This window comes from Leisingera sp. M658, assembly GCF_025144145.1.
Classification (GTDB): Bacteria; Pseudomonadota; Alphaproteobacteria; order Rhodobacterales; family Rhodobacteraceae; genus Leisingera.
This window is the reverse complement of sequence record NZ_CP083546.1, coordinates 3,990,928-4,016,389: the sequence shown is the minus strand read 5'-3', so window position 1 is coordinate 4,016,389 and position 25,462 is coordinate 3,990,928. Positions and strand designations below refer to the sequence as shown.

Below are 25,462 nucleotides of genomic sequence, written 5' to 3'. Positions count from 1 at the left end.
CGTGTGCCTGGGCTTTTCAGGGCAGAGCAAACCGGGCAGGCGCGCTCCCGGCGGCTTCGGATTGCGCTGGGGGTCAGGGTGCAGGCGCTGCCTTCTTCAACAGTTCTTTTAACCCATCATCTCCTGCAACCTGCAGCCGCACAGGCAGGGTAATGACCTTGGAGCGGAAGCTGTCCGGCAGGCGGACGGCGTCTTTTTCTGTCGTGACAAGCTGGGCGTTCAGCAGTTTGGATTCGTTCTCCAGCCGGTTCATCAGCGCCGGTGAAAGCGGCTGGTGATCGTCAAGCGCTTCGGCGCGGACGATATCGGCGCCAAGGCTGCGCAGGGTGTTGAAAAATTTCTGCGGGTGGCCGATGCCGGCAAAAGCCAGAACGCGTGTGCCGTTCCAGGGCATCCCGGTTTGCAATGGCTCCAGCGCACCAGTGAAATGCGGCAAGCCCTGCAGATGGCTTCCCCAGGCCGTGGCAAATTTCTTCTGGGCCTCCCCAGGCCCAAGCGAGAGCACCGCGTCAGCCCGTTTCAGGCCAATGGCAACCGGCTCCCGTAATGGGCCTGCCGGCAGGCAGCGACCATTGCCGAAGCCCTGCTGCGCGTCCACCACGATCAATGACAGGTCCTTGGCCACCGCGGGGTTCTGAAATCCGTCATCCAGCACGATGACGGTTGCCCCTGCGTCTGTTGCGGCGCCTACGCCGGCGGCGCGGTCCTTGGCAACCCAAACTTCGGCAAAGGCGGCCAGAAGAAGCGGTTCATCCCCCGTCTGCGCGGCCTTGTGCCGGCCAGGCAAGACTTGCACTGGCCCCTCCATCGTGCCGCCATAGCCGCGGGTCACAACATGCGGTTCATGCCCCTGATTGCGCAGCGTTTCCAGCAACCAGATTACAGTGGGCGTCTTGCCGGTGCCGCCAGCATTCAGATTGCCAACGCAGATCACCGGGACACCGGCACGCACCGGGTTGCCTCTGGCGACCCGGGAAGCGGTAGCGCGCGCATAGACCCAGCCAAGCGGCGCTAGCAATGCTGCCCGAAGATCAAAATCCCCCGGCGGTTTGTGCCAGAATTCAGGTGCCCGCATCGGTATCCTCGCGCTGGTCCAGCAGGGTCTGGACCTTTTCCAGTAACATGTCGGCGGTGGCGGCGCTTTCGGTGACGCTCTGCCAGCCGGCCAGCGCCATTTCGGCGGCCTTGTCCGGAGCAGATAGCGCAATGACAGCATCGGTCAGTTCCGATTGGGTCAGCACCGGCTGGGCAGCGCCCGCCGCGGCCAGTCTTTCATAAAGGTCCCGATGCGCGTGGATACCCGGTCCGTGCAGCAGTGCCGAGCCTAAGGCTGCGGCGTCCAAAGGCGACTGGCCCTGCGCCATAGGATCCAGGCTGCTGGCGATCAGCGCGGCTGGAGACAGGCGGTACCACAATCCCAAATCTTCGCTGCCCGCCAACAGCACCTGGGTCAGGTCCTCGGGTTCACCGCCGTCTTCCCAATCGGCAAAATACAGCCCGCTGTTCTGCAGCTGGCGGCGGGCTGCTGCAAGATCCGCGCCGTCTTCCAGCGCGACCACCAGCAGCAGCCGGTGCAGCAGCCGCAATGCGGCGCGATGCGCGTCCAGGATAAGGGGCAGTTCGCTGAGCTTGGTATGGGCGGCGAGCCAGACCGGCCGGCTGCCAAGGGTCTGTTGCATGGCAGAAAGCTCTTCGTCATTGCAACCGGGCGGAATTGCAGACACCCGCAGCTTGCCGGCCAGTTGCACCCGTTCCGCTGGCAGTCCGATCCGGGTCAGCCGGGCCTGCACGGATTTGGACGGGGTCAGGATGCAGGTCAGCCCGTCCAGCAGCCGCCGCCGCTGGTCCGGCAGCCAGCGGCTGGTGCGGTTGGGCATTTCATCCTCCAGAAGATCCGCCAGCAGTAACCCGGTACTGCGCTCGCGCATTTGCCGAAGCAGCACCCGCCGTGCTGGCGGACCGGTCCAGATGCAAGCGTCGGGACGCCAATGGTTCAAAAACCCGCGGGCCTCGGCCAAGGTGTCTTCAGGCAGCGGGCCAATCGGAATATCGCAGCCAACTGTACCGGTCAGCCGCAGTCCGGGTTCCCAGCTTGCCAGCACCGACAAGTCTGGGCGCAGGGATTTGAGGCGGCGGCCGATATCGCAAAGCGCTTGATAGCGTTCAGGGGTGGTTGCGTGCACCCACAACAGCTCTCCTTTGGGGCGGGGCTGCAGAACGGAAGTGCGGTTGGGTGCTGCGGTTCGCCGTTGCATCTGGCTCGATCTGAAATTTCCGGCCCAAGGTACCTGCAACATGCGGGCTTGTCTGTGAAAAATTTGGGTATGACGATAGCGCTGCTGCTGCCGCTTAAAGCCAGTCCGGTTTAATGTCCAGCGATGCCAGGCGCATTCGGGTCCAGCGCCGTCAGCAGCGAATTCTGAAGGGCCGGATTTCCGGCAACCACTCCGTTCAGGCGCGGATGCGGATTGTTGAAGCACAAGGGGCGGCCGGTTTGATCGGTAAGAATGCCACCAGCCTCGCGTATCAGCAGATCGCCCGCCGCTATGTCCCATTCCCAACTGGGGCGCAGCGTCAGCATGGCGCCGAAGCGGCCGTCTGCGACCTTGGCCAGCCGGTAGGCAAGCGAGGGCCGGTAGCTGCGGATGAACTCAGGCGGGGTGCCGCCCAGCCAGTGATGGGCCTGCAGGTTGGGTTTGGCGGCCAGCACTTCAGAACTGGAAAGTTCTGTGGCGGGGGACACTTGGATCGGGTTGCCATTGCAATCCGCCCCCTGGCCCTTGGCGGCAGTGTACATCAGCTCCCGCTGCGGCAGGTAGATCACGGCGGCGGTCACCTTGCCGTGGTCAGCGACGGCAAAGGAATGCGCCCAGGTGCGGGACCCTTCGGCAAAGCTGCGGGTGCCGTCGATGGGGTCAATGATGAAGACCTTTTCGCGCAACAGCCGCACGTCATTGTCTTCGGTTTCTTCCGACAGCCAGCCATAGCCGGGCCGCGCCTGCTGCAGCATGTCTTCGAGCATAGCATTGACGGCCAGGTCGGCTTCGGTCACGGGACCAGCGCCGCCCGGCTTGTCCCAGCGTTTGGCTTCGGGACCGGAAAAACGGCACGCAATATCGCCGGCCTGTTCCGCCGCTTTCACAAGCAGGGAAAGGTCAGTTGCCGGCAAGGGTCATTCCTTCGATCAGCAGTGACGGGACCACGGTCGACAGGTGCCGGCGCGCGTCATTGGCGGGAACGATCCGCCGCAGCATATCAAGCAGATTGCCCGCGATGGTGCATTCGTTGACCGGATACGCGATCTCGCCGTTTTCCACCCAGTATCCCGAGGCTCCGCGGGAATAGTCGCCGTTGTTGGGGTTGATAGTGGAGCCGATCATCGACGTCACCAAGAGACCGGTGCCCATCTGCGCGACGAGATCCTCGCGACTGGCTTCTCCTTCAGTCAACGCAAGATTCCAGGTCGCGGGAGAGGGCACGCCGCCGATGCCGCGGGCGGCGTTGCCAGTGCTTTCAAGGCCCAGTTTTCGGGCCGAGGCGAGGTCCAGCGTCCAGCCGGTCAGCACGCCGTTGGCAACGACAGTGCGCTTGCGGGTCGGCAGACCCTCGCCATCAAACGGGCGGGAGCCGGAAATACGCGGGCGGTGCGGGTCCTCAAGAATGGACAGGGTTTCGGGCAAAACCTGCTCACCTAATGACCCCTTCAGCCAAGAGGAGCCGCGGGCAATCGCCGCCCCATTGGCAGCAGACAGCAAGTGGCCGATCAGAGAGGAAGAGATGCGCTCGTCAAACAGCACCGGAAAGCTGCCGGTCTTGGGCTTTCGGGCTCCCAGCCGGGCTACCGCGCGTTCACCGGCAGTGCGGCCAATGTCCTGAGCGCTGCGCAAATCGGCCTGAAAAGTGCGGGAATCCCCGTCGTAGTCACGCTCCATACCTGTTCCGCTGCCTGCAATCCCGGTGCAGGATAGGGAACGCCCGGTACGCTGGTAGCCGCCGGAAAACCCATTTGTTGCGGCCATATGCACAACGTGGCGGCCATAACCTGCAGCTGAGGACTGCACCTGAGTAATGCCGTCGATTTCCTGGCAGGCGGTCTCGGCAGCCAGCGCGTCAGACTGCAGGGCAGCAGGCTCCGGCTCGCCGCGGGGGTCTTCCAGTTCCAGCTCTGCCAGGTTCCAGTTTTTGGCCAGCTGCGACGGATCAGCTAGGCCTGCATATGGGTCCTCAGGTGCTTCCTTGGCCATGGCAACCGCTCGTTCGGCCATTGCTGCGATGGTCTCCGGGCGCATATCCGATGATGAAACCAGCGCCTGCCGTTTGCCGACGAATACCCGCAAGCCCAGGTCAGTGCCCTCAGAGCGTTCCGCATGCTCCAGCTTGCCTTCCCGCACTTCAATGCTGAGGGAACTGCCTTCCGCGGCCATGGCATCGGCGGCATCCGCGCCGGACTTGCGGGCGGCATCAATCAGGGCGTGGCAAAGCGCTTCGGGGGACTGGGTCATGGGCACCTTCTGTTCTGCTCCCTTCCAGAGCTATCCAGTGAGGCGGCTTGCCGCAAGGGCGGGCAGCAAAAAAGGGGCCGCACATAGCAGCCCCTTTGTAAAACCTGTCAGGGATTTGACGGTTATTTGATGCGCTGGCCATTGGCGTGGATCTGGCCGTCCTCGGAGATCGCAATCTTCGAGGTCAGTGTGTCTTCGCCCTCGCCCGGCACGGCCAGCATGCCCATCATCATCCGCGCGCCCATGGCGTCGCTGTCGGACATAAGGCCCATCCCGATCAGCTTGTCGATCAGGGTGTTGGCACCGGTCAGTTTGAGGTCAGCTTCACCCGAGGGGGCAGGCATGCCGTCAAAGCTGACGAGGTCTTCGTTGTTGAAGGTAAAGTCGCCAGTGCCGGTCAGCTCGGCGCCTGCTGCGGTGACTTGCAGCTGTTTCACGGTCAGCGCGTTCAGTTCGCCCGGCTGTTCTTCGCCGGATTCCACCGATTCCATGGCTTCCGGGTCAAACAGATCGAACAGCACCTTGCCCTTGCCGGCAAGGTCCAGCACCACGGTGGCTGGATCATGCGGCAGCTGGCCGGTCGGGTCGACCATGCCCCACAGCATATCCGGAACCGCAAAGTCGCGCAGGGTAATGCCCAGGGCAAAGTCCTGCTCTTCGTCGGATTTGGCGAGCGGCATCATCAGTTTGAAACCGGTCTCCGCCATGCTGAGCGCCAGCGGGAAGGGGATCTCGGAACCGGAGATATTCACATTGGTGCCGGTCTGGGACACATCATAGATCAGATGCTGCTTGTCCATCGCCACCGCGATCGAGCCGCCCTGGGAGTTGCTTTCCATGGCGAAGTTTTCGCTGCCGTCCACACCGGAGACGGAACCATTGCCGCTGTCAAAAGTGAAGATGCCGTCAAAGGCAAATCCGGCTGCCAGCAGCGCTGTCATATCGGGGCTTTCCAGATCAGCGGGAACGGTGCTGGTGCCGGTAAAGTTCAGGCCCTGCAGGGCGCCTTTGAAAGAGCCTGTGCCGTTGCTTTCGGGATCGTTAAAGCCCATGTCATAGCTCAGGCTGGAAGCAGTCAGCGTCTGGTCATAGTTGCGCGCGCCAGCGATTTTCATATCGGTCTTGGTAGCGACGTCGTTCATGACGATCTGAATTTTCGCCACGTCCGCCGGCACGGCCTCGCCGTCCGCAGTCAGACTATCCAGCGTCATGGTGACATTGGACGAGCTGTAATCATAGCTCATGCTTTCGGCGTCGCCCGACACTTTCATCGGGGTGCCGTCATGGGCATAGATCAATTTGCCCGAAAAGCTCTCACCTTCAGCGGTGAAATCAAAACCCATCGGGAATTCCGCAGGCAGCAGCACGTTGACGGTGCCATCGCCGTTTTCCACAAACTGGATTTCCGGCAAGCTCACCGTGCCGGAGCCGTCCTCATCCGGGATCGGCATGACCATCGAGACATCGGAGACAGTCAGGGTGCTGCCCGAAACAGCTTCAGTGCCGGAAACCGTGTAACCGGTGCTGGTCAGATACGCTTTCCAGTCAGCCCAGACGTCCTGGGCACTCAGATCGGCCAGGGCACTCTGGGCGGAAACAACAAAAATTACCGCTGCAACGCCGCTGCGTGCAAAATTAACGGACATAAGAGAACCTTTCTCAGTGAGATAATTGAAATCATCGTCGGCCCGGCGGGCGGTGCCGTCAAGGGGGCCTTGGGCTGGACCGTTCCCCCTAACCGCTTTACCACATGGGTCAGCAGCCACTTGGAGGGACGGCCGATGGATTTCAATGGAAAAACAGTTGCAATTACAGGGGCCAGCCGCGGGATCGGCGCGGATACGGCCCGGGTTTTTGCTGCCGCAGGGGCCAATTTGGCCTTGCTGGCAAGGAGCGGAGAGGCGCTGCGGGAGCTGGCGGAGGAGATCGGCGGAAATGTGCTGACCTTTACTTGCGATGTATCAGACTACGCATCGGTGGAGGGCGCGCTGGCCAAGGCCCATCAGCACTTCGGCAGCCTGGACATTCTTATCAACAACGCCGGGGTGATTGAGCCTATTGCCCGGTTGGCGGATGCCCAGCCCGGCGAGTGGAGCAAGCTGATTGATATCAACCTGACCGGAGTGTTCAACGGGATACGCGCCGCCCTGCCGCTGATGAAGCCCGCGGGCGGAGGCACTATTATCACCGTCAGTTCGGGCGCGGCGCATCATGCGCTGGAGGGGTGGAGCGCGTATTGTTCGTCTAAAGCGGGCGCCGCGATGCTCACCAGCGCACTGGATTTGGAAGAACGTGCCAATGGTATCCGCGCCATGGGGCTGTCGCCGGGCACGGTCGCAACCCAGATGCAGCGTGAAATCAAGACCAGCGGCATTAACCCGGTGAGCGAGCTTGAATGGGAAGACCATATCCCTGCCGAATGGCCCGCGCGGACGCTGATGTGGATGTGCACGGATGAGGCGGACGATTGCATCGGCCAGGAAGTTTCCCTGCGCGAGGACAGCATCCGTCAGCGGGTTGGCCTGGTATGATCGATCTGGAGATCGCGCAGAACGGGCTGTGGACCCTCACCGTCAATCGCCCTGACAAAGCCAATTCGCTGACCGAAGCGATGCTGACAGAGCTGGCTGAAATCGCCGAACGCGCGCAGGAGGCCCGCGGGTTGATCCTGACCGGAACCGGCAAGGTGTTCAGCGCGGGTGCTGACCTGGACGAGGCGCGGACAGGCCTGGCGACCTCGCCGGTGTGGGAGCGGTTGTCCAATGCTGTGGCTTCAATTCCCTGCCTGAAAGTGGCGGCGCTGAATGGCACCTTGGCTGGCGGTGCCAATGGCATGGTGCTGGCCTGCGACATCCGGATTGCAGTGCCTTCGGCCAGGTTTTTTTACCCGGTGATGAAACTTGGATACTTGCCGCAGCCCTCGGACGCTGGGCGGATGGCGGCGCTGATCGGACCTGCGCGCACCAAGATGATCCTGGCAGCCGGGCAGAAAATCACCGCGCAGGAGGCTTGCAACTATGGGCTGGTCGACCGGATCGTGGAACCGGACGCGCTGATGGATACTGCGCAGGACCTGCTGGCGCATTCTCTCGAGGCTCAGCCAGAGATCGCAGCCGGGATCCTGAGGATGTGCCGGTGAAACGGCTGTCCGGCCTGCGGCTGCAGGTAAGGAGTCCTGAACGCCTCGCCGGGTTCTATGCGGATGTGTTCGGCATGGACGTCCAGGCCGAAGGCGAGGTCTGGCGCGCGGGGTACGCAGGACAGGATGCAGACCTGATCCTTCTGCCCGGCGGTGCCCAGGTTCCGCACAGGCGGGACGAGCGGTACTGGAAGATCGGGATTTGTCTGCCCGATCTGGACATCGCCTGCGAATACCTGCGGCAGAAAGGAGTGGAGGTCTCTGCCCCGCATCAGTTCCGTGATATCGGGTATATGGCGCATCTGCATGATCCCGAAGGTTTTGCGGTTGAGCTGCTGCAGCATGATTTTCTCGGCAACCGCCCCGACGGAGCAGGAAATGCAGCACTGCCGCTGGGCGGCGGGGCGCATATCGGGCAGATCACTTTGCGGACCGGGGATATCGCCGCCGAAGTTTCGGCGCATGCGGATATGAAGCTGTTGTCGGTGCAAAATGTTGCGGAATTCGGGTTCGACCTGCATTTTCTTGCCTTCACAGACGAAACACCGCCGGACCCGGATTTGCGGGCCGTGGCAAACCGCGAATGGTTGTGGCGGCGCCCATACACCACTTTGGAATTTCAGCATATTGCCGGTGCGCAGTTGCGGGAGAGCCCGGCGTTTCTGGGGCTGGAAACGACCTAGCCTTGCGCTGTGTTCCAGGCGCCCGCCACCAAGGCGCCCAGCGTCAGAAAATTGCAGATGGCAGCCAGGTTGCGAGGCCGGGTATCAGCCAGACCAGCAGCACCCCAAGCGCCTGCAGGCCAATGAACGGCACGACGCCTTGGTAGATTTGGCGGGTGGTGACCTCCTTTGGCGCGGCGCCGCGCAGGTAGAACAGCGAAAAGCCGAATGGCGGCGTCAAAAAGCTGGTCTGCAGGTTGATCGCGATCAAAATGCCCAGCCAGACCGGATCGTGCCCCATGATGATCAGGGCGGGCGTCACCAGCGGCAGCACGATGACAGAGATCTCGACGAAATCGAGGAAGAAGCCGAGCACGAAGATGAACAGCATGCAGAACAGCAGCGCACCGGACGGACCGCCGGGCATGTTGCCAAGGATATGCGCCACCCGCTCCTCGCCGCCCAGGCCGATGAACACCAGCGAGAACATGCCTGCGGCCAGGATGGTGGCAAAGATCATTGCGGTCATGGTTGTGGTCGAAGTTACCGCATCGTGCAGGATGCGTTTCTTCAAACCGCTGCGCAGGGCGGCCAAAACGGCAATGGCTGCGACCGCGGCCAGAAGCGCGTAGAACAGCCCCGCTGCGAGGTCGGCCCCGCTGAGGTCGCTGCGTTGCAGACGGACCGGATGAATCCCTGACAGTATCCCCAGCAGGATCAGCGCAGCGGCACCGGACAGGATCAGCCGGGAGGGTCCCCCTGCACGCGCTCCCGCCATCAGCAAGGCACCGATGCCGCCCACCGATGCGGCCTCGGTCGGGGTGGCGACACCGCCCAGGATGGCACCGAGCACGGCGAAAATCAGCAGGATCGGCGGCACTACGGCACGCATGATCTGGCGTCCGCCAGGGCGGGCCAGCTCCGCTGGGGCGGAGGGCATGTCCTGAGGCCGCAGCATGCCTCTGACCAGGATATAAAGAAGATACAGCACCACCAGCACCAGCCCGGGCACCAGCGCGGCCGCAAAAAACTGGCCCACGGACAGCGCCTCGACAGAGAATTTTCCCTGCTCGTACTGGGCCTGCTGATAGGCGTTTGACATCACGTCGGCGAGAATGATTAGCAGCGTCGATGGCGGAATGATCTGGCCCAGCGTGCCCGCTGTGCAGACAATACCTGACGCCACCCGGGCATCGTACCCGGCGCGAAGCATCGCTGGCAGGGCGATCATGCCCATGGCCACAACCGTGGCGCCGACAATGCCTGTCGAGGCCGCCAGCAGCGCTCCCACCAGCACAACCGAGATGCCCAGCCCGCCTTTCAACTGGCCGAACAGCCGTCCCATGGTGTCCAGCAGATCTTCGGCAATTCGGCTTTTCTCCAGGATCGCCCCCATCAGAACGAACAGCGGAATGGCGATCAGCACCTGGTTGCTCAGCAGGCCGAAAACCCGTTGGCCAAGCGCGCCCAGCAGCGAGATGTCCATCACCCCCAGTATCCACCCGAGACAGGCAAAGATGATCGCAACGCCGGCGATGGAAAAGGCCACCGGAAACCCAATGAGGATCGCCGCCATCAGGGCTGCGAACATGATCAGGTCAAGGTATGCGGTCATTGGGCGTCACTTTCGGAAAACAGGCGGATCAGCAGGGCAGCAGATTGCAGCATAACCAGCACGCAAAAGGCTGGAATCAGTGACTTCAGCAGGAACACGGCTTCGATGCCGCCAACCGCAATCGGGCCTTCGAAAATTGCCCAGGAATTGCGTACCGACGGCCAGGACCAGTATAAAAGCGCGGCCATTGATGGCAGCAGCAGGAACAGGTGGCCGAAGATGTCGATGCGGTGCTGCGACCGGGGGCTGAGGCCGGCGTAAAACACATCAACCCGCACATGCTTGTCGACAAGCAGCGTGTAGCCCGCGGCGAGCATGAACAGGGTTGCGTGCATATAGAGGACGCTTTCCTGTGCGGCGATGGAGTTCACTCCGAACACATAGCGGCCGACCACGATCGCAAACTGTGTCAGCACCATGATCAACGCCAGCCAGCGCACCACATTCGCCAGCCCCCGGTTGATCCCGTCCAGCGCATTTGCAACCCGCCGCATTCCGCTCTCTCCCCATCAAAAAGCCGGCGCCCGCCGTTCCGGGCGCCGGCTGCCGTTGCTGCCCGTCAGTAACCCATTACCGAGGCACGGGCGTTCATCTGGCCGTTATCGGCATAGGTCATATAGCTGCCGATGCTGTCGCGGTAGCCAAGGAAGCTTTCGGTAATGCGGCGCACCAGCTCATCGTCGTCCTCCTGCAAGTCGGTGATCACCTCCTTGGCAGCGGCGCCCATTGCGGCGATCACATCCTCGGGGAACATCTTCACCTGCACGCCATCTTCTTCGACCATCTTCTTCAGCGCCAGGGCGTGTTTGGTGGTGTATTCCGTCCAAACCGGATTGTAGAGGCTTTCGCAGGCCAGCGAAACAACCTGCTGCAGGTCTTCCGGCAGGTTCCCGAAAGCCGCGGCATTGACTCCGCATTCCTCGGCAGAGGAAGGCTCGCCCACACCCGGCCAATAGTAGTTCTTGGCCACTTGGTAGTAGCCGAGCGCGCTGTCGGTCCAGGGGCCAATGAATTCACCGGCATCCAGCGCGCCGGTCTGCAGGCCCTGGAACATCGCCGGACCGCTGGTGGCCTCAGCCGCCATGCCAAGTTTCGATGCCATTTCCGAGGCCAGTCCGGTGGTGCGGAACTTGAGACCCTTCAGGTCCTCGGCAGAGTTGATCTCGGTCTTGAACCAGCCGCCCCACTGCGGGCCGGAGTTGCCGCACAGGAACGGCTTGATGCCAAAGCGGCCGTACATCTCGTCATACAGCGCCTGGCCGCCGCCGTGGTACATCCAGCCGAACTGCTCATCTGCGCGCAGGCCAAACGGCTGCGAACCGAACAGCAGGATACCCTTGGATTTCGATCCCCAATAGGCCGGCACGGCGTGATACAGCTCGGCGGTGCCTTCAGAAACCGCGTCAAACACGCCGCGGCCCGGCACCAGCTCACCCGCGGCAAACAGCTTAACCTCGATCCGGCCGCCTGAAAGGGTGGTGATCCGGTCAGCCAGCATCTGTGCCGCCACACCGGGTCCAGGCAGGTTCTTCGGCCAGGCGGTTACCATCTTCCATTGCATTTTGCCCTGGGCAATGGCGGGGCTGGCCAGCGCCGTTGCCGCCGCACCCAAAGCGCCGGTTCTCAAAAACGCGCGTCTTTCCATGTGTCCATTCCTCCGTCTGTCGGTGCATCTGCGATGGGCGGATGCCGGCAGCGCAGACTTTATTGTGTTTTGTAGGCGCTTTACATTAATATGTAGCTACATATTCTTGTCAATCACAGTTGCGCGGTTCAAGTTCGCCTTTCTGCGCAGAATGCAATATGGAGCGGCGGCAAACATTTTCCCGTTTGAACTGGGGGATGAATATTGACGGACAAGCCACGGCATTCCTGGGTAACCATCCGGGACAGCATCCGGGAGATGATCCTGAACTCCACCTATGGGCCAGGGGATAAGCTGCCGCGGGATGAGGAATTCGCCGTACGGTTCGGCTGCGCCCGGTCCACCGTTCACCGGGCCATGCGGGATCTGGCTCAAAGCGGGCTGGTGGAACGGCGCCGCAAGGGCGGCACAATGGTGCAGCGCGATCCTGTGACACGGGCAACCCTGAACATCCCGATCACCAGGCTTGAGGTCGAACAGAAAGGCTGCGTGTACCGCTATCAGCTGGTGCGGCAGTCGGTGCAGCCTTCCAGCCCGGCCATAATGGCAAATTTCGGCCTGCATGAAGCCCGGCCGATGCTGCGGGTTGAAGCTTTGCATCTGGCCGACAGCCGCCCCTATATCTTTGAGGACCGCTGGATCTGCCTGGAGACTGTGCCGGAAATAAATACGGTGGACCTGACACGCGAAAGCGCAAACGAATGGCTTGTCCGCAACCGCCCCTACAGCAGGTGCGATTTGCGCCTTTATGCCCGCCCCGGAACCAAGGACGACAGTGAAATTCTCCAGAGTGCGATCGGGGACGCGCTGTTTGTCATGGAACGCACAACCTGGATCGGCGACGCCCCGATTACCAGTCTGCGCGCCGTTGCCCACCCGGGTTATCAGCTGTTCACCCAGGGCTGATGCAATGTTGAGCGCTCGGAAATGGCCGGCCGCAAAGCGGGCAGATTGGAACGGAAACACACGGGCCTTGGCTCGATGCAGCGAAAAAAAGCGCTGGCGCCGGGCGCTGGAAACGGGCGTTGGCAAGGGGATGGCATGATGGAAACTTGGGATGCAGTGGTGATCGGCGCCGGGCCTGCAGGGCTGATGGCCGCCGAGGAACTGGGCCGCGCCGGGTATCGCGTTCTGGTGGCAGAGGCCAAGCCGTCGGTGGCGCGCAAGCTCCTGATGGCGGGCAAGTCCGGATTGAATCTGACCAAGGACGAACCGTTTGACCAGTTGATCACCCGCTATGGAGAGGCCGCAGACTGGCTGGCGCCAATGATCCGCGTCTTTGATGCACAGGCGGTTCAGGATTGGGCACAAGGACTGGGGAGCGAGCTGTTCACCGGCTCGACTGGCCGGGTGTTCCCGACGGTCATGAAAGCCTCTCCGCTGCTGCGCGCCTGGCTGGCACGCTTTGATGGTTTCGGCGCACAGATCCGCACGCGCTGGCGCTGGGGTGGCTGGGAGGGCACCGGGCTTGTATTTGAAACGCCGGATGGGCCGAAGCGGATTGAAGCCAGGGCGGTGGTTTTGGCTCTGGGCGGCGCCAGCTGGGCGCGGCTTGGGTCGGACGGGGGCTGGGTCCCTCTGCTGGATGGAAAAGCTGTGGAGATTGCACCATTCAAACCTGCCAATGCAGGGCTTCTGGTGGATTGGTCCGATCACATGGCGCCGCAGTTCGGGCAACCGCTTAAGGGTATTGCATTGCACGCCGGCCCTTCGTCTTCACGCGGGGAAGCCGTGATATCGAAGCGCGGGCTGGAAGGCGGTGGCGTCTATTCCGTCTGTGCCGCGGTACGGGAGGGAGAGACATTGCAGATGGATCTTCTTCCGGACCTGGATACGGCGGAAATAGCACGCCGCCTGTCCCGCCCGCGCGGCAAGGCGAGCGTTTCAAACCATCTGCGAAAGGTGCTGAAGCTGGGCGATGCACGGGCAGCAGTATTGCAGGAATTCGGACGGCCTTTGCCACAGGGTACCCAGGCCCTGGCCGGGTTAATCAAGGCGCTGCCAGTCAAACATGCAGGCCTGCGGCCGATGGATGAGGCGATTTCCACCGCTGGCGGCGTGCGGCGGGACGCGATGGATGACGGCCTGATGCTGAAACAAATCCCCGGCACGTTCTGCGCCGGGGAAATGCTGGATTGGGAGGCGCCGACGGGCGGTTATCTGCTGACAGCGTGCCTGGCCACCGGGCGCTGGGCGGGCCGGGCAGCCGCAGACTACTTGGCGAGTGCGGCAACCCGCTGATAGGCGTCGCGTTTCCGCATCCGTTTTCCATAATCCAGCAGCTTTTCGCCTTCGATCGGGAATTTGGCGCTATGGGCCCAATTCAGGCAATGGGTGCAGATGATGTCAGCGATGGTGAATTCCGTACCCATCAGGAACTCCGCGCCCATCCTGCCTTCAAGCCGCGCCAGATTATGGGAGAATTCCCACTTCAGGCTGCCCTTCACTTCCGGCACCCGCTGCTCTTCGGGCAAGATGAAGCTGTGGCGGGCCGCTGCCCACAGCACAGCATCCACTTCGTCCAGCAGGAGATGCGTCATCGCATCCTGCTTGGCACGGGCTATCGTGCCAGAGGGTGCGGTCAGGGCGCCGTGCTTGTCAGCGAGGTAAGTGAGAATGGCAGTTGAATCGCTGATGGCCTCGCCTTCGGCCTGCAGCACTGGCACCTTGCCCGAGACATTCAGCGCCTGAACTTCCGGGCTGCGGGGGCCGTGCTGTTTAAGCTCATAGGGCTGCTCAAGCTCTTCAAGCGCCCAAAGCACCCGGAACGTGCGGGTGAGCGGAATGCCGGTGACGGTGTACATCGTCTCTCTCCTGTTGTGTGTCCCTAAGATGGGCGGCACAGCAGGGGGGATCAAGCTAGGAGAGGCATTACCGGATCAGCGGGCGCGGCCCAGCATGGCCAGCCGGATCAGGGCGCGCTCCATCAGCGCCAGCGCCGGTGCGGTCTGGCCGGCGGAACGCAACGCCAGGTCGGTATCGGTAATGATCGTCAGCGCGGTCTCCAGCCGGTTTGCGCCCCAGTTCTGTGCCTGGCGCAGCATCCGGTCGCGGCGTTTGCCGTATAGCGGCGGGCGTAGCTGGCCAATCCCCTGGGCAGGGCCGCCGGGAGCCGCTGCAATTGTGTAAAGCGTACGGAAATGCCGGGTTGCCCCGATGCAGAGGGTGACTGCGTTGGTGCCTTGTGCTTGAAGGCGGCGGATCAGCGGGCCGATTTCGGCGCTTCGGGCTTCGGCCACCACATTCAGAACATCGTCCAGCGCGGCCTCGGTCGATTGCGGGGCAACGGCGCCGATATCCTCCAGTGACAGCGGGCTGCTGTCAGCGTGTTTATAAAGCGCCAGCTTCTCGATCATGCGGGAGAAGTCGCCAGGGCCGATATCATTAGCGATATCCGTTAGCGCTGACATGCTGTCGCCGGGAACGTCGCGGATACCAGCCCCCCCCAGGATCCGCTCGATCTCGGCGCGCGAGGGCGGGTCGTCGTATATTCCCACCGAATAGGCATTTCGGTGGCCTTCAAACGCCTTCCGCAGTTTCGAGGTGGCCTTGAGCTGCCCGGCTGTGACCACAATCTGCGCATCCCCTGGCTGCCAGTCTTCCAACGCTGTCGCAATCGCAGGGGTGGCGGTGTCATTGGCGCCTTCGACAAAAACCGCCCGGACACCGGGAAAGAACCCCACCGCCTTCACGGCATCCAGCAGCTGTGCTGGATCCTTGCGCAGGTCGCTGCCGGGCAGGCGGGTCAGACGCATTTCCTCTTCGGCACCGGGGCCAAGCAGGGCCGCCAGCACCTGCTGCCGCTTCAGCGACACGCGCATTGCGTCTGCGCCATAGATCAGAATGCCGGTCTTGCCGGGATCAGGCTTGGCGAAATAGCCATCCGCTTCGCGCGGAGAGAGCTTCATTCCACCGGTGCGGATAGATCCGCAGTTGCCAGAATCTGTGCGGTGATCTGATCGGCCAGAATGACCATCAGCCGTTCATGCGCGTCACGTTCACCTGCCAGCGTCTCCACGGTGGAGCCGGTTGCGGAGTAGCCGGTGAAATTCCGCACGGTGCCGCTGGAGGCGATCTTGCCATCCGACAAGCGGGTCAGAGAAAAGCCAGCACTGCCGATCACCGAATAGCGGGTGATCTCATTGCCTGCAGTGATCGCCTGGCCTTCTTCCTGGGTGCTGAGCGTCAGGTCAAGTTTATAGGCAGCGCTGCCGCCGCGGCCCAAACGCTGCTCCAGATTCTGAACCAGGAAATAGGCGTCTGTACCGCTGGCATCCTTGATCTTTTCAGGGGATTGAACCTCGATCTGCCCCAACAGCGCGGTTCCGGTGCCGCCAGGGGCGTACACCGGGGTAAAGCCGCAGGCCGCTGCCACCACGGGCAGGGCCAGCAGCAGGGTTCTGCGGTTAAGCAACGACATTCACAATCCGGCCCGGCACCACGATCACCTTCTTCGGAGCGCTGCCATTCAGCGCCTTCTGCACAGCTTCGTGTGCCAGCGCCAGTTTTTCAACCTCTGCCTTGTCCAGATCCTTGGCGACCTCAATCTCGCCGCGGCGCTTGCCGTTGATCTGGATCGGCAGGGTGACGGTGTCCTCGACCAGCATGGCGTCGTCTGCAACCGGCCAGGGCGCGGTGGCGCACAGGCCTTCGCCGCCCTGATGGTTCCAGATGTCCTCGGCCAGGTGCGGGGTCATCGGGGACATCAGCTGGGCCAGGGTCATGATCGCCTGCTTCTGCACTGATGCGCCGGCCTTGGATTTGGCAAGCGTGTTGGTAAAGGCGTAAAGCTTGGCAATTGCGGCGTTGAACCCAAAGGAATCCACACCCAGGGTCACGTCGCGGATTGCCTTATGCATCTCGCGCAGCAGATCCTCGTCGCCTTCGCCCGCCGCTTCCGGGTCCATTTCTCCGATCCGGTCGCACATGTTCCAGACCCGGTTCAGGTGTTTATAGGAAGCCTCGGCCCCGGCTGCGGTCCATTCTACGTCGCGTTCGGGCGGAGAATCGGACAGCACGAACCAACGTGCGGTATCGGCGCCAAAGGACGAGATGATGTGAAGCGGGTCCACAACATTGTTCTTGGACTTGGACATCTTGGCAGAGGGGATAATTTCTACCTCGGTGCCGTCCTTCAGGAAGCCCTTGCCGTCGCGCAGCTCCACTTCTTCAGGGTAGTGGTAAACCGGGCGGTGATTGCCGCCGGTGGTCTTGTAGATCGCGTGGGTCACCATGCCTTGCGTGAACAGAGCATCAAACGGCTCAATGGATTTTTCAGGCAGGTGGCCGCAAATCTGCATCGCGCGGGCAAAGAAGCGCGAATAGAGCAGGTGCAAAATCGCGTGCTCGATGCCGCCGATGTACTGGTCGACGTTCATCCAGTATTCAGCCTCGGCCAGATCGGTCGGGGTTTCGGCGCGCGGTGCGGTGAAACGGGCGAAGTACCAGGACGAATCGACGAACGTGTCCATGGTGTCGGTTTCGCGCTGGGCCGGCTTTCCGCAAGACGGGCAGGCACAGTTGCGCCAGTTGGGGTGGCGGTCCAGCGGGTTGCCGGGAACCGAGAAGTCGATGGGTTTGCCGTCTTCGTCATAGGGCAGAGCGATCGGCAGGTTTTCTTTCTTCTCCGGCACCACGCCGCAGTCTTCGCAATGGACCACCGGAATCGGGCAGCCCCAGTAGCGCTGGCGCGACAGACCCCAGTCACGCAGACGGAATTTGGTGACGCCCTTGCCCCAGCCGGCTTTCTCGGCAAAATCGACGGTGGCGTTGATGGCTTCTTCGCCGGTGGCTTCCGTAAGCCCGGCAAAGTGATCAACCCAGCGGACCTTTTCGGTCTTCGGCGGCACAAAGGCTTCGCCCGCAACCGGAGAATCATTGTCCAGCGCAAAGAAGGTGTCGCTGACCGGCAGATCATATTTGCGGCAAAAGTCCAGGTCGCGCTGGTCATGCGCCGGGCAAGCAAAGATCGCGCCGGTTCCGTAATCCATCAGGATGAAGTTGGCGATCCAGACCGGCAGCTCCCACTCCGGGTTCAGCGGGTGCTTTACGCGGATGCCGGTGTCATAGCCCAGCTTTTCCGCCGTCTCGATGGCTTCCTCGGTGGTGCCGCCCTTGCGGCATTCAGCGACAAACGCCGCGACCTCTTCCGATTCGGCTTCCAGCGCCTTGGCAATCGGATGGTCGGGCGAAATGCCGACAAAAGACGCGCCCATCAGCGTGTCGGGACGGGTGGTGTAGACCTCAATCGGTTCGCCGCCGTCGGTGCGGTCGAACGAGAACTGCAACCCCCGCGATTTGCCGATCCAGTTTTCCTGCATCAGGCGGACTTTGGCCGGCCAGTTCTCCAAGCCGTCCAGTGCCGACAGCAGCTCTTCGGAGAAATCGGAGATTTTAAAGAACCACTGGGTCAGCTCGCGCCGCTTCACCAGCGCGCCGGAGCGCCAGCCGCGGCCGTTCTCGACCTGCTCGTTGGCCAGCACGGTCATGTCGATGGGATCCCAGTTCACCACGGCGTTCTTGCGGTAGACCAGGCCCTTTTTCAGGAAATCCAGGAACAGCGCTTGCTGCTGGCCGTAATATTCCGGATCGCAGGTCGCAAACATGCGCGACCAATCCAGCGACAGGCCCAGCGGTTTCATCTGCTCGACCATGGTGTCGATGTTGGAATAGGTCCAGTCCTTGGGGTGTCCGCCCGAGGCCATCGCGGCATTTTCGGCCGGCATGCCAAAGGCGTCAAACCCCATCGGATGCAGCACGTTATGGCCGGTGGACAGCTTGTAGCGCGCGATCACATCGCCCATCGTATAGTTGCGCACATGGCCCATGTGCAGTTTGCCCGACGGGTAGGGGAACATCTCCAGCACATAGTACTTCGGCTTGCCGCCGGTGCGCTTGGCTTGGAAAATCCCGGCCTTGTCCCAGGCTTCCTGCCATTTAGCTTCGATTTCCGTGGCGGAGTAACGCGACATCAGAGCGGTCCTTTGCATGAAAACGCCGGGCAAGTGGCCCGGCGCTTCTGATAATGGGGTTTGGCTGGTGTTTCCAGAGCGCAGCGGGTCAGAGTTTTTTATCCGCGATCCGCAACTGCCGTGCGCGGGAAAGAATCGCGTCCTCAACAGCGCGGGACGTGCTGGCGCTGACCGGGCCGCCCTTGGATTGCAGCGCCACGTTCAAGGAACGCGCGTCCAGGGCCGGGTCCTTGATGTGAACGGTGGCCCGGTAGGTGCGGCCGCCGCCAGGCGGGGTGCCATAGCCCGTGATGATAACACCGGTGAAGGGATCAACCGATTGCACGGGCAGGAAGTTCAGCACGTCCAGGCTGGCCGCCCACAGGTAGCGGTTGACCTGCACGTTCTGGTCCGGCTCGCCGCGGAACACATCCCAGATCGAGGACGGATTGCTTTGTGCCCCAATTTCATCAACCGCCAACCGGTCCTTGCCCAGCAGGGTGCCATCCTGGCTGCGGTCCTTGTTGCCGCCGCACGCAGCTAGACTGAGGCATATTGCGCCGGCCAAAGTTGCCTGCAGAGTCTTTGTTCTGGTCATAACCGCTCCCGGAGCCAATTTCTGGCCGAACACCTAGCGCAAGCGGCGCGGGCGGAGCAAGTGCTTTGCCCTATATAGAGGGCCCTCCCATCGTGCGATACGCCTCCGGGGTGAGAGGTCGATGGTGCAGAAGCCTGTAAACCTGCGCGCTTGCCGTCCATCCGGTGCTGTAGCGAGGCAGACTGTGGCATAGCTGCACCATCCCGGACCGCATCGTTTCGCCCGACTTTCCCAACACTTGCCAAAACGGGGGCGAAAGAGCGAAACCCCTTGGCATACCCACGCCGGATTCCCCGGTTTGGGCTTAAGATTAGAAAACCGAGGGAAAAACATGAAAAAGGTTCTCTTCGCGACCACCGCGCTGATCGCCACCGCAGGCATGGCCGCGGCCGAAGTCAAAATCTCCGGCTATGGCCGTTTTGGCCTGGACTATAACGAAGGCAATGATCGTCTGCGCGTTGACAGCGACGGCGACGGCGTTCTTGACACCGTTCGTGATGAAACCAACATCACCAGCCGTCTGCGTTTCACCTTCGACGCGTCGACCGAAACCGACGGCGGCGTGACCGTTGGCGCACGTGCCCGTGCCCAGTTCGAAAACCGTGACGGCGCACCCGGCACCGGCGTGTTCAACGGCGCTCAGTTCCACGTTGCCTACGGCGGCCTGCGTGTGAACGTCGGCAACATCTGGGGTGCGATCGACAACATGCCGGGCTTCTATCTGGAAACCCGTTCGGTTGGTATCGGCATCGACGGCGCTGGCTTCAACTCGCTGGTGACCAACGTTGCAGGTAACGGCTTTGACTGGGACACTTACACCTCCGCAGCAGCCGGCCGTAACGGTATCGAAGCTCTGTACTCTGTCGGCGGCTTCTCGGGCCACCTGTCCTACTCGAAAGCCAACGACACCACCACTGGCGCAGCTCCGGCAGCTGTGACCGAGGGCACCGAGCGTACCGCTGTGCACGTTGCCTACACCTTCGGTGACTGGACTGCCGCTCTGGGCTACCAGGACTCCAACGTCGCAACCGAAGACAAACTGGTCTTCACCGTTGCAGGCGATCTGGGTCAGTTCGGTGTTCGTCTTGCATACGGCAACAACATGGACGCAGTGACTGTTGGCGGCGTTGCACAAGACGTCGACAAAATCACCCTGGCTGGTAACGTTGAGCTGGGCGCAGCCTCCACTCTGGTTGCCTTCGTGAGCAGCGAAGACAACCCGGCAGGCACCGGCGTTGGCGGCACCGACGGCACCGCCTTCGGCATCAACTACTCCTACGATCTGGGTGGCGGCGTGTCGTTCGAAGCGGGTGCGGTTGAATCGTCCTCCGACAACACCACCGTTCAGGCAGGCCTGTACTTCAGCTTCTAAGCTGAAGCACGCTTAGCGTGAATTCGGGGCGGGTTCCTTCGGGGACCTGCCCTTTTCTTTTGCCTCTTAACATTTGCGTTCAAACAGTGTTTTTTGCGGCCAAACAGCTATGAGGCCGGACCCATGCCGCTTGAAGAAATCAGATCCCGAATTGCCAAAGCTGAAGATCATGCTGGCCGAGCGCCGGGCAGTGTGCAGCTGATTGCGGTTTCCAAAGTGCAGCCGGACGCGCGGGTCGAGGCGGTGCTGCAGGAAGGCCATCGCTGTTTCGGTGAAAACAAGGTGCAGGAAGCAGCTGGAAAATGGCCGGGATTTGCGGAGCAGTTTGACGGTATCGACTTGCATTTGATCGGCCCGCTGCAGACCAACAAAACCCGCCAGGCGATGGAGCTGTTTGACAGCATCCATTCAGTTGACCGGCCCAAACTGGCCAATACGCTGGCCAGGCTGGCGCAGGAGTTGGGCAAATGCCCGGAATTGTTCATTCAAGTGAATACCGGCGAGGAGGAGCAAAAGGCAGGCGTGATGCCGTCCGATGCAGATGCTTTCATCGCAGATTGCCGCCAGCTTGATCTGCCTCTAAAGGGGGTGATGTGCATCCCGCCGGTGGAAGAAGAGGCCAGCCTGCATTTCGCGCTGCTGGCAAAGATTGCTGAGCGCAACGGGCTTAAGGGCCTGTCGATGGGAATGAGCGGCGATTTCGAGAAAGCCATAGCCCTTGGCGCTACCCATGTTCGCGTCGGTTCTGCCATTTTCGGCGCCCGCACCTATTGAGGCACAAAAGTTTTGGGCAAAACTTTTGCCAAGACTTTTTGAAAAGTCTTGGTTGCGTCAAGGGCGTGCCAGAGGCGGGACGATAACCCGGGATCCAGGTTGAACCCGGTCAGCAAGCCAATGGAGATCCGCGCGTGAGAAGGCGATGCAGCCTTCAGTGGGGTATCCAGGCCTCCTCCATTGATGAAGGAAGATCGCAGAACCGCTTCCCGGAGTTGCGGCTGGCCAGTTCCAATCGGTGATCAATACGAGATCATAAAGCGGATCGCTGCGCCGCAGTCGTTCGTGACTGAACGGGTACGGCGCCCGCACATGGAGGTTGTAATTTGCATCTCCCGAGTCGTCCGACCATAGATCCTGCGGACCAATGGGCTTGGCCCAGGAGGCAGGGCGGCACAGCCTGTCGGGGCGGTAAAACATGCCTGCAATGCGATGCACGCCGACGGGAGTCGCACCATCCCCTTCGCGTTTGTTCCGGGACAGCCCGCCTTTGCCGATTGTGCACGGCAGCACCCGCCCCAGAAAACGCAGGCCGCGGGGGGTCAGGACCAGATCGGCGGGTGATGTCACAGCATGTGCCCGGATTTCTGGGCCTTGGTCGCCAGGTAATGCTGGTTGTGGGCGTTTTCACCCACTTTCAGCGCCACCCGTTCCGCCACATGCACGCCGGTTTTTTCCATCATCGCAATCTTGTTCGGGTTGTTGGTCAGCAGCCGCACTTGGGAGAAGCCCAATTCTTGCAGAATAGAGGCGCCCAGGCGGAAGTCGCGCTCATCATCCTCAAACCCCAGACGGTGATTGGCCTCCACTGTATCAAAGCCCTGGTCTTGCAGCGAATAAGCCCGCATTTTATTGGCAAGGCCGATCCCGCGGCCCTCCTGATTCAGGTACAGAAGGACACCCGCACCTTCCGCGCCCATCTGCGCCAGTGCGCCCTGCAGCTGCGGGCCGCAATCGCATTTCAGCGAACCCAGAACGTCGCCGGTGAAGCAGGCCGAATGCAGCCGGGCCAGAACAGGCTTGGATCTGTTGGGGCGGCCGACTTCCACAGCATAATGCTCCTCGGCGCCATCCTCCGGGCGGAAGATATGAAGCCTGCCGGCTTCGGCGGCATTCATTGGCAGGCGGGCGGCCGCAACCGGATGCAGGGGGGAGCTTTCACTCAGCAAGGGTTCTGCGGCTGTACGCGAAATGGCGGTAAGGCCGTGGGCCGCGGCAAACCCGGACGGATCGCTGATGGGCGCAAGAGCAGCAGCTGGCAGCAGGCGCGCGGATTTCACCAGTGCAATTGCCAGCCGGTGCAGGTCTGCGCTGCCGCCGCGCCGGCTGGAAAGCGGACCCTTCATCGGTGTGTTCAGATCATCGGCCGGGTCGGCCAGCGACTGGATCCACTTCAACCCCTCAGTACCGGGAACAATAATGCGGGCGGTGTCCGCGTCATACACCCGGGCCTTCAGTGTTTCCGCCCGCCGGGCCGTCAAGGCCAAAGTCAGAGCGCCCAAGGCACGCATGTCTGCCAGACGTGTTTCTGTCAGCGGTTCCACAGCAATTGCCAGCGCGGCACTCTTTCCATCGCTCAATACCACCGGCAGGCCCATGCGCAGATCGACCCGGGCACGGGCCAGCAGTTCGATTATAGTGGGCATCAGGCTCATACGGGGATTCCGGTGTTATTTTGTAACAAAGGCTCGCTGTCTTTACGCCCAATTGCAACGGATGTGAAACATTTTCCCTGCCATGGACACGTCGGCGTGAGAGTATTGCAGCAAATCTTGCCGTGGGCGCAAGGGATGCGCATGTGTTGTCATGTGAACAGGAGGGCGAGCCGATGGCGCAACTGAAGAAAATTCTGCTGGTTGATGATGATGAAGACCTGCGAGAGGCCTTGAGCGAGCAGCTGGTGATGACCGAGGACTTCGATGTATTCGAGGCGGAGAACGGTCAAGGCGCGATGGAGCGCGCCAAGGAAGCCCTGTATGATCTGATTATTCTGGACGTGGGCCTGCCGGATACGGACGGGCGCGAACTGTGCCGCCTGCTGCGCAAGCAGGGAGTGAAGGCGCCAGTCTTGATGCTGACAGGCCACGACAGCGATGCAGACACTATTCTGGGTCTGGATGCCGGTGCCAATGACTATGTTTCTAAACCCTTCAAGTTCCCGGTGCTGCTGGCCCGGATCCGGGCGCAGCTGCGTCAGCATGAACAATCCGAGGACGCAGTCTTTGCGCTTGGCCCTTACACCTTTAAACCGTCGATGAAGCTTTTGATCGCGGAGGATGAGCGTAAAATCCGGCTGACCGAGAAAGAAACCAACATCCTCAAGTTTCTCTATCGCTCCAGCGATGGTGTGGTGCCGCGGGATGTTCTTCTGCATGAGGTGTGGGGATACAATGCAGGTGTGACCACGCATACGCTGGAAACCCATATCTACCGTCTGCGGCAGAAAATTGAGCCCGATCCGTCGAATGCACGCCTGTTGGTGACGGAATCCGGCGGTTACCGGCTGGTCGCGTGATGTAACCGGCGTTGAGCCAGATCAAAGAAGAACCTGAGGTTCATCTTTAAAACAGACCCTATCCCGCGCATATCCGGGTCACGGTATGCACCTCCCTGTTGGACTTGGCCGGGCGTGATGCCCGGCCTTTTTTTGTCTGGATTGTTTGAACCCGCAGGCCAATTCATCTCTGGTCCTTCCCGGCCCGGACAGGCAGTATCGCGCCGGAACCCGGATTTCACGATGAGGCGCGCGATGCCATTTACTCTTGCCACTTGGAATATCAACTCGGTCCGTCTGCGCGAACCGATTGTGCAGAAGCTGTTGCAGGAGGAGGGGCCGGATGTGCTTTGCCTGCAAGAGTGCAAAAGTCCGGTGGACAAGATCCCGTTGGACGGCTTCGCGGCTCTGGGCTACGGCCACATGGTTGCACGCGGCCAGAAAGGCTACAACGGGGTGGCAATCCTGTCGCGCCTGCCGATTGAGGATGCAGGGGACCAGGATTTCGCCAGCCTTGGCCATGCCCGCCATGTGGCCGGACGGCTGGAAAACGGAGTGGTGATCCACAACTTCTATGTACCGGCGGGCGGTGATGTGCCGGACCGGGAAAAGAACGAGAAATTCGGCCAGAAGCTCGATTATCTCACGGAGATGCGCGACTGGTTCCAAGCCGATAAACCGGAAAAATCGATCTTGGTCGGGGATCTCAATATCGCCCCGCGCGAGGATGATGTCTGGGACCACAAGAAGCTGTTGAAGGTCGTCAGCCATACGCCCATTGAGGTGGAGCATTTCGCAGACGTGATGGATGCGGGCGGATGGTCCGATGTGACCCGGAACGATATCCCCGACGGCCGCCTGTACAGCTGGTGGAGCTACCGGGCCAAGGACTGGGATGCCGCCGACAAAGGGCGCCGTCTCGACCACGTTTGGGCGACGCCGGACATTAAAAACGCGGCCCATTCCAGCCGGATCCTGCGGGGTGCCCGCGGCTGGGAAAAGCCCAGCGATCATGCGCCGGTATTTGCAACCTTTGATCTGTGACAGCAGGCGGAGCGCTCCCGCCTGATCCGCAACATCCGCAGGATGTTTCTCCTCCGTTGGGCATGGCACGGCGCTGCCGCGCAGTGCGGTTCCGCCGCGCGTCAGCGCGGCGCCCGGCCCAACGCCGTAAGGGCTCTGGCGCAGCCAGGGCGCGCTGACGGGGACGGGAACACTGCCGCTCAGCGCAGCCAGCGGGCGTATTCGGGTGTCTGTCCTGCATGTCCTGGTACAGCCAGACCATCCGGTCCACAAACCACAGCTTACCGCCAATCATCAGCGTCAGACCGCCAAGGATGTAACCAGGATCCAAGATCCAAAGACCATAGATCCAAGGGATCGCTCCAATGCCCGACGCCCACGCCAGGCCCTTTGCCCAACTCAGATGATGGTGCGGTATGGGAACCTGCGCCCGGTTCAGGAGCACCCACTCGCCAAATGTGCCGCGGGACGCCCAGGTGCCGGTGCTGGCAGGCCGGCCAAAGGCGCGCGGGTTCCACCAGGTCCACGCCAGCACCAGCGAAACGGGCAGGACCGCAGTCCAGCCCAGCCATACCCGGGACCAGATGGCGAGTGTCATCAGAGGAAGAACGGCCATTCGGCTCACAACGCTCCAGGGGTTGGCGTGCCGCGCCCAAGCGGCGTCATCCATACGCATCATCTTTTCAGA

Annotated in this window: 25 protein-coding genes; 9 read left to right on the top strand and 16 right to left on the bottom strand. The window is 61.6% G+C overall.

Annotated features, from left to right (window positions below; all coding sequences use genetic code 11):
• Positions 1-73: 73 nt before the first annotated feature.
• The 5 genes from lpxK to K3724_RS19545 form a co-directional block, all read right to left on the bottom strand.
• Positions 74-1,075 carry a tetraacyldisaccharide 4'-kinase gene (gene lpxK / locus K3724_RS19565; RefSeq protein ID WP_259988410.1) on the bottom strand — a complete coding sequence of 334 codons (1,002 nt, stop codon included), beginning with the start codon at positions 1,073-1,075 and terminating at the stop codon, positions 74-76.
• Entirely contained in the window at positions 1,062-2,183 is a 1,122-nt protein-coding gene (locus K3724_RS19560) for a 3-deoxy-D-manno-octulosonic acid transferase (protein ID WP_259992692.1), read from the bottom strand. The genes lpxK and K3724_RS19560 overlap by 14 nt, the downstream gene beginning before the upstream one ends.
• A 182-nt stretch (positions 2,184-2,365) precedes the next feature.
• Positions 2,366-3,169, bottom strand: coding sequence for a 3'(2'),5'-bisphosphate nucleotidase CysQ (locus K3724_RS19555; protein WP_259988408.1), 804 nt, complete (start codon positions 3,167-3,169; stop codon positions 2,366-2,368).
• Positions 3,156-4,502, bottom strand: coding sequence for a TldD/PmbA family protein (locus tag K3724_RS19550; protein WP_259988406.1), 1,347 nt, complete (start codon positions 4,500-4,502; stop codon positions 3,156-3,158). Before K3724_RS19550 ends, K3724_RS19555 begins: the two co-directional genes overlap by 14 nt.
• A gap of 122 nt (positions 4,503-4,624) precedes the next feature.
• Positions 4,625-6,148, bottom strand: a complete 1,524-nt coding sequence (locus K3724_RS19545; RefSeq protein ID WP_259988403.1) for a DUF2125 domain-containing protein — start codon at positions 6,146-6,148, stop codon at positions 4,625-4,627.
• A 135-nt stretch (positions 6,149-6,283) separates the two neighbouring features.
• Between K3724_RS19545 and K3724_RS19540 the strand changes: the two genes are divergently transcribed.
• Genes K3724_RS19540 through K3724_RS19530 form a run of 3 tightly spaced genes read left to right on the top strand, consistent with a single transcriptional unit; the run spans position 6,284 to position 8,324 of the window.
• On the top strand, positions 6,284-7,033 hold the full coding sequence (locus tag K3724_RS19540) for an SDR family oxidoreductase (protein WP_259988401.1): 750 nt from the start codon (positions 6,284-6,286) through the stop codon (positions 7,031-7,033).
• Entirely contained in the window at positions 7,030-7,641 is a 612-nt protein-coding gene (locus K3724_RS19535) for an enoyl-CoA hydratase/isomerase family protein (RefSeq protein ID WP_259988399.1), read from the top strand. The genes K3724_RS19540 and K3724_RS19535 overlap by 4 nt, the downstream gene beginning before the upstream one ends.
• Positions 7,638-8,324: a VOC family protein gene (locus tag K3724_RS19530; RefSeq protein WP_259988397.1), complete on the top strand. Its 687-nt coding sequence runs from the start codon at positions 7,638-7,640 to the stop codon at positions 8,322-8,324. The genes K3724_RS19535 and K3724_RS19530 overlap by 4 nt, the downstream gene beginning before the upstream one ends.
• Before the next feature lie 43 nt (positions 8,325-8,367).
• Here the strand turns inward: K3724_RS19530 and K3724_RS19525 are convergent, their stop codons facing one another.
• The 3 genes from K3724_RS19525 to K3724_RS19515 all read right to left on the bottom strand — a co-directional run bounded on the left by K3724_RS19525 (position 8,368) and on the right by K3724_RS19515 (position 11,563).
• Positions 8,368-9,918 (bottom strand): TRAP transporter large permease subunit, encoded by a 1,551-nt coding sequence (locus K3724_RS19525; RefSeq protein WP_259988395.1) that lies wholly within the window; start codon positions 9,916-9,918, stop codon positions 8,368-8,370.
• Complete coding sequence (locus K3724_RS19520) at positions 9,915-10,412, bottom strand: TRAP transporter small permease subunit (RefSeq protein ID WP_259988393.1); 498 nt, start codon at positions 10,410-10,412, stop codon at positions 9,915-9,917. Before K3724_RS19520 ends, K3724_RS19525 begins: the two co-directional genes overlap by 4 nt.
• Before the next feature lie 65 nt (positions 10,413-10,477).
• A complete protein-coding gene (locus K3724_RS19515) occupies positions 10,478-11,563 on the bottom strand; it encodes a TRAP transporter substrate-binding protein (RefSeq protein WP_259988391.1) in 1,086 nt (361 codons plus the stop codon).
• A gap of 204 nt (positions 11,564-11,767) precedes the next feature.
• On the opposite strand from K3724_RS19515, the gene K3724_RS19510 reads away from it, so the two are divergent.
• Both K3724_RS19510 and K3724_RS19505 read left to right on the top strand, forming a co-directional pair.
• Entirely contained in the window at positions 11,768-12,469 is a 702-nt protein-coding gene (locus tag K3724_RS19510) for a GntR family transcriptional regulator (protein ID WP_259988389.1), read from the top strand.
• Between the two features lie 135 nt (positions 12,470-12,604).
• The gene (locus K3724_RS19505; RefSeq protein ID WP_259988388.1) at positions 12,605-13,804 is read left to right on the top strand and encodes a TIGR03862 family flavoprotein; all 1,200 of its coding nucleotides are present in this window, start codon (positions 12,605-12,607) and stop codon (positions 13,802-13,804) included.
• Here the strand turns inward: K3724_RS19505 and K3724_RS19500 are convergent.
• The 5 genes from K3724_RS19500 to K3724_RS19480 all read right to left on the bottom strand — a co-directional run bounded on the left by K3724_RS19500 (position 13,777) and on the right by K3724_RS19480 (position 19,111).
• A complete protein-coding gene (locus K3724_RS19500; protein WP_259988386.1) occupies positions 13,777-14,367 on the bottom strand; it encodes a glutathione S-transferase family protein in 591 nt (196 codons plus the stop codon). The two genes, K3724_RS19505 and K3724_RS19500, sit on opposite strands and share 28 nt — an antisense overlap.
• A gap of 75 nt (positions 14,368-14,442) precedes the next feature.
• The gene (holA, locus tag K3724_RS19495; protein ID WP_259988384.1) at positions 14,443-15,471 is read right to left on the bottom strand and encodes a DNA polymerase III subunit delta; all 1,029 of its coding nucleotides are present in this window, start codon (positions 15,469-15,471) and stop codon (positions 14,443-14,445) included.
• Entirely contained in the window at positions 15,468-15,983 is a 516-nt protein-coding gene (gene lptE, locus K3724_RS19490; RefSeq protein ID WP_259988382.1) for an LPS assembly lipoprotein LptE, read from the bottom strand. The genes holA and lptE overlap by 4 nt, the downstream gene beginning before the upstream one ends.
• The gene (leuS, locus tag K3724_RS19485; RefSeq protein WP_259988380.1) at positions 15,970-18,534 is read right to left on the bottom strand and encodes a leucine--tRNA ligase; all 2,565 of its coding nucleotides are present in this window, start codon (positions 18,532-18,534) and stop codon (positions 15,970-15,972) included. The genes lptE and leuS overlap by 14 nt, the downstream gene beginning before the upstream one ends.
• 88 nt (positions 18,535-18,622) lie before the next feature.
• Positions 18,623-19,111, bottom strand: a complete 489-nt coding sequence (locus K3724_RS19480) for a DUF3576 domain-containing protein (RefSeq protein WP_259988378.1) — start codon at positions 19,109-19,111, stop codon at positions 18,623-18,625.
• A 331-nt stretch (positions 19,112-19,442) separates the two neighbouring features.
• Here K3724_RS19480 and K3724_RS19475 point away from each other — a divergent pair, with 331 nt between their 5' ends.
• Positions 19,443-20,483, top strand: a complete 1,041-nt coding sequence (locus K3724_RS19475; protein WP_259988376.1) for a porin — start codon at positions 19,443-19,445, stop codon at positions 20,481-20,483.
• 123 nt (positions 20,484-20,606) lie between these two features.
• Positions 20,607-21,257 (top strand): YggS family pyridoxal phosphate-dependent enzyme, encoded by a 651-nt coding sequence (locus K3724_RS19470; protein WP_259988375.1) that lies wholly within the window; start codon positions 20,607-20,609, stop codon positions 21,255-21,257.
• Between the two features lie 57 nt (positions 21,258-21,314).
• Here K3724_RS19470 and K3724_RS19465 read toward each other — a convergent pair whose 3' ends face one another.
• A complete protein-coding gene (locus K3724_RS19465) occupies positions 21,315-21,809 on the bottom strand; it encodes a L,D-transpeptidase (RefSeq protein WP_259992691.1) in 495 nt (164 codons plus the stop codon).
• 14 nt (positions 21,810-21,823) lie between these two features.
• Positions 21,824-22,912, bottom strand: a complete 1,089-nt coding sequence (ribA, locus tag K3724_RS19460) for a GTP cyclohydrolase II (protein ID WP_259988372.1) — start codon at positions 22,910-22,912, stop codon at positions 21,824-21,826.
• Positions 22,913-23,085: 173 nt separating this feature from the next.
• Between ribA and K3724_RS19455 the strand changes: the two genes are divergently transcribed.
• Both K3724_RS19455 and K3724_RS19450 read left to right on the top strand, forming a co-directional pair.
• Positions 23,086-23,772: a response regulator transcription factor gene (locus tag K3724_RS19455; RefSeq protein ID WP_129372450.1), complete on the top strand. Its 687-nt coding sequence runs from the start codon at positions 23,086-23,088 to the stop codon at positions 23,770-23,772.
• A 234-nt stretch (positions 23,773-24,006) separates the two neighbouring features.
• Positions 24,007-24,795: an exodeoxyribonuclease III gene (locus tag K3724_RS19450; protein WP_259988369.1), complete on the top strand. Its 789-nt coding sequence runs from the start codon at positions 24,007-24,009 to the stop codon at positions 24,793-24,795.
• On the opposite strand, the gene K3724_RS23870 is transcribed toward K3724_RS19450, so the two are convergent.
• Positions 24,698-25,444: a DUF6653 family protein gene (locus K3724_RS23870; protein ID WP_311200227.1), complete on the bottom strand. Its 747-nt coding sequence runs from the start codon at positions 25,442-25,444 to the stop codon at positions 24,698-24,700. The two genes, K3724_RS19450 and K3724_RS23870, sit on opposite strands and share 98 nt — an antisense overlap.
• Positions 25,445-25,462: the final 18 nt, after the last annotated feature.

What these genes read in the sequence shown, in the direction of transcription:
- K3724_RS19505 (WP_259988388.1), top strand. Translation starts at nt 12,605, where the DNA reads ATGATGGAAACTTGGGATGCAGTGGTGATCGGCGCCGGGCCTGCAGGG.
- K3724_RS19450 (WP_259988369.1), top strand. Translation starts at nt 24,007, where the DNA reads ATGCCATTTACTCTTGCCACTTGGAATATCAACTCGGTCCGTCTGCGC.
- K3724_RS19475 (WP_259988376.1), top strand. Translation starts at nt 19,443, where the DNA reads ATGAAAAAGGTTCTCTTCGCGACCACCGCGCTGATCGCCACCGCAGGC.
- K3724_RS19540 (WP_259988401.1), top strand. Translation starts at nt 6,284, where the DNA reads ATGGATTTCAATGGAAAAACAGTTGCAATTACAGGGGCCAGCCGCGGG.
- lpxK (WP_259988410.1), bottom strand. Translation starts at nt 1,075, where the DNA reads ATGCGGGCACCTGAATTCTGGCACAAACCGCCGGGGGATTTTGATCTT.
- holA (WP_259988384.1), bottom strand. Translation starts at nt 15,471, where the DNA reads ATGAAGCTCTCTCCGCGCGAAGCGGATGGCTATTTCGCCAAGCCTGAT.
- K3724_RS19470 (WP_259988375.1), top strand. Translation starts at nt 20,607, where the DNA reads ATGCCGCTTGAAGAAATCAGATCCCGAATTGCCAAAGCTGAAGATCAT.
- ribA (WP_259988372.1), bottom strand. Translation starts at nt 22,912, where the DNA reads ATGAGCCTGATGCCCACTATAATCGAACTGCTGGCCCGTGCCCGGGTC.
- K3724_RS19545 (WP_259988403.1), bottom strand. Translation starts at nt 6,148, where the DNA reads ATGTCCGTTAATTTTGCACGCAGCGGCGTTGCAGCGGTAATTTTTGTT.
- K3724_RS19520 (WP_259988393.1), bottom strand. Translation starts at nt 10,412, where the DNA reads ATGCGGCGGGTTGCAAATGCGCTGGACGGGATCAACCGGGGGCTGGCG.
- K3724_RS19515 (WP_259988391.1), bottom strand. Translation starts at nt 11,563, where the DNA reads ATGGAAAGACGCGCGTTTTTGAGAACCGGCGCTTTGGGTGCGGCGGCA.
- K3724_RS19480 (WP_259988378.1), bottom strand. Translation starts at nt 19,111, where the DNA reads ATGACCAGAACAAAGACTCTGCAGGCAACTTTGGCCGGCGCAATATGC.
- K3724_RS19455 (WP_129372450.1), top strand. Translation starts at nt 23,086, where the DNA reads ATGGCGCAACTGAAGAAAATTCTGCTGGTTGATGATGATGAAGACCTG.
- leuS (WP_259988380.1), bottom strand. Translation starts at nt 18,534, where the DNA reads ATGTCGCGTTACTCCGCCACGGAAATCGAAGCTAAATGGCAGGAAGCC.
- K3724_RS23870 (WP_311200227.1), bottom strand. Translation starts at nt 25,444, where the DNA reads ATGGATGACGCCGCTTGGGCGCGGCACGCCAACCCCTGGAGCGTTGTG.
- lptE (WP_259988382.1), bottom strand. Translation starts at nt 15,983, where the DNA reads ATGTCGTTGCTTAACCGCAGAACCCTGCTGCTGGCCCTGCCCGTGGTG.
- K3724_RS19550 (WP_259988406.1), bottom strand. Translation starts at nt 4,502, where the DNA reads ATGACCCAGTCCCCCGAAGCGCTTTGCCACGCCCTGATTGATGCCGCC.
- K3724_RS19500 (WP_259988386.1), bottom strand. Translation starts at nt 14,367, where the DNA reads ATGTACACCGTCACCGGCATTCCGCTCACCCGCACGTTCCGGGTGCTT.
- K3724_RS19535 (WP_259988399.1), top strand. Translation starts at nt 7,030, where the DNA reads ATGATCGATCTGGAGATCGCGCAGAACGGGCTGTGGACCCTCACCGTC.
- K3724_RS19525 (WP_259988395.1), bottom strand. Translation starts at nt 9,918, where the DNA reads ATGACCGCATACCTTGACCTGATCATGTTCGCAGCCCTGATGGCGGCG.